The organism is Blautia sp. OM07-19, from assembly GCF_003481595.1.
In the GTDB taxonomy this organism is placed as follows: domain Bacteria; phylum Bacillota; class Clostridia; order Lachnospirales; family Lachnospiraceae; genus Blautia_A; species Blautia_A intestinihominis.
In genome coordinates this window covers 1-2,051 of record NZ_QULA01000079.1, presented here as the reverse complement: position 1 = coordinate 2,051, position 2,051 = coordinate 1, and the positions used below count along the sequence as shown (strand labels likewise).

The window sequence follows — 2,051 nt, the reverse complement described above, 5'->3', positions numbered from 1 at the left end:
ATCAGACTGACGAACATTGAGAGGAGAAAATACGGACTTACTGAACTGAAATATCACGCAAAACTTCAGCAGGCAGCAATGACCAGGGCAAAGGAACTGGAAATCAAATTTGCTCACGAAAGACCTGATGGAAGTGACATCGGAACCGCAGCATTTGAAGCAGGTGTAGGAAATCCTGGTGGTGAAAACATCGGAGCGGGATTTACAAAACCGGAGGCGGTTGTTAAAGCGTGGATGGATAGCGATGGACATAGAACTACTATGCTGCAGTCCCACTACACCCACATCGGCGTAGGCTACTACAAAGGCAAGAACGGCACCGGATACTGGGTGCAGGAGTTTTCCAGCGGACCGGACGAAAAGTGCACGTTAACTGTTGACGCAAACGGCGGCACCTTCCCGAGCAAGGGCGGGGTGGAGAAGTTTGAGATGGCTGTGCCGAAGGGGATGACGCTGTATGCAGATGATTTCGAAAAACCAGTTAAGGTTGGATGCGTATTTGAGAAATGGACAAGTCTTTATCCAGATGGCTATGAAAATAACAAAACAACGAAAATTCACATGAATGAAAGCAAAACCTTAAAGGCAAACTGGAAAGACGCTACATCATCTTCAAAGGTATCATCTATAAATGAGGACATCTTTTCAGACGGAGTAAGCAATGACAGTAATACTGAAAACACAGACACCGACAGTTCTTTTGAAGCAATAGAGTCTGTTGACGATATGGATTCCAAAGAATTGGACATTTCTGAAGACACAAAAGACACAGATGAAAGTGATGTTGAATTTGTAGAAGACAATTTACAATAAAGCAATATAAAAATCAGCGTTCTCGCAAGAGAACGCTGATTTTTATATATCCCCCTCCTCTTCCATCATATTTTTTTTATTTTTTAGCTCCCCTCCTGACTGAGCCCGTCAGCGCCGGTGGTGAGCCTAACAATCTCTTCCTCCTCGTTCTTCGCATCCTGCTCATTCGCATAAATACCAAACACAGCATTTTTAAACGGGGAGCCGTTTCCGTCTACTTTTCTAACGTTCGCGCGTACGAGTTCGTACAAGGATTCCACAAGCTGACACAGGGGATGGCGTGGAGGGGGGGAAGGTTGAGGGGGTGGTGATGCAGGAAATTGTTGGTACATGCTACCGATTCCCTTTGCATTCCATCCCACGATATAGTAAAATCGAACCAGACCTATATGTACTAGAACAAAGGAAGGAGAACCTATATGAAGAAAACGCTTGACAAACAACAATTTTTTCAATTCTACAAACTTGAATTTGACTTGCCTATTTTCTTAAAATTTCATGTGGAGCTTCTATTTCATTTGCCAAGGTATGCTCTGTTAATTCTGACATCAATTTCAATTTTTTATTAATCAATGGTCGCATACAATTAGGAACATGTTCCTGATGCGCTCTGTGGATTGCTACACATTCCTTACAGTTTCCGTGATAACGACAGGCTTTCAGGCAAGGACAGTGATCTTTGTCTTTATACTCCTTACGAAATTCCGCTGCAAATTCTTCTTGCAGTCTCAGCCCCTCGACACGGTTTCCCTTATGAAATTCTACCATTGCATCCAGTTCTTTCTGGTTCCCTTCAATCTTCATGTTATTATAGCGCCTCCATTTCAACTATTCCTCATTTTCTGATAAATTCCTGTTATACAAACTGGAATTTCTATTTGTGTTGCCATGTCATTACATAATCTTTTTCTCCGGTAGCCTCATCTAAGCCACTATGCTGAATCTCAAATCCTTCTCTCTTATAAAAAGATATTGCCCGTGCGTTCTTTTGGTATACGTTCAAGTACAACTTATTCCTTTTATCCTTTGCATAATTCAGCAGAATTTTACCTATACCCTGCGATTGCATTTCACCAGAAACAAAAATGCCCTCAACATATTCATCATTTAACCCTAGGGTTAAACTTAACTACTATTTTTTCTTTGCGATATAAAATACATAACTGTAATAATCTACTAGATCGAGTAGGAGACGGCTTTTGCCGCCGACCTCTCACACCACCGGACATGCGGTTCCG

At 42.0% G+C, this 2,051-nt stretch carries 2 protein-coding genes and 1 pseudogene; 1 reads left to right on the top strand and 2 read right to left on the bottom strand.

Annotated elements, in window-relative coordinates; translation table 11 throughout:
- Nucleotides 1–813, top strand: an 813-nt coding sequence (locus DXC01_RS20420; RefSeq protein WP_199705060.1) for a CAP domain-containing protein, incomplete at its 5' end; no start/stop codon positions are given.
- 480 nt (nt 814–1,293) lie between these two features.
- Here DXC01_RS20420 and DXC01_RS19865 read toward each other — a convergent pair.
- Nucleotides 1,294–1,617, bottom strand: coding sequence for a hypothetical protein (locus tag DXC01_RS19865; RefSeq protein WP_004613237.1), 324 nt, complete (start codon nt 1,615–1,617; stop codon nt 1,294–1,296).
- 70 nt (nt 1,618–1,687) lie between these two features.
- Nucleotides 1,688–1,909, bottom strand: a pseudogene (locus tag DXC01_RS19860) (GNAT family N-acetyltransferase); the annotation flags it as partial.
- Nucleotides 1,910–2,051 lie beyond the last annotated feature (142 nt).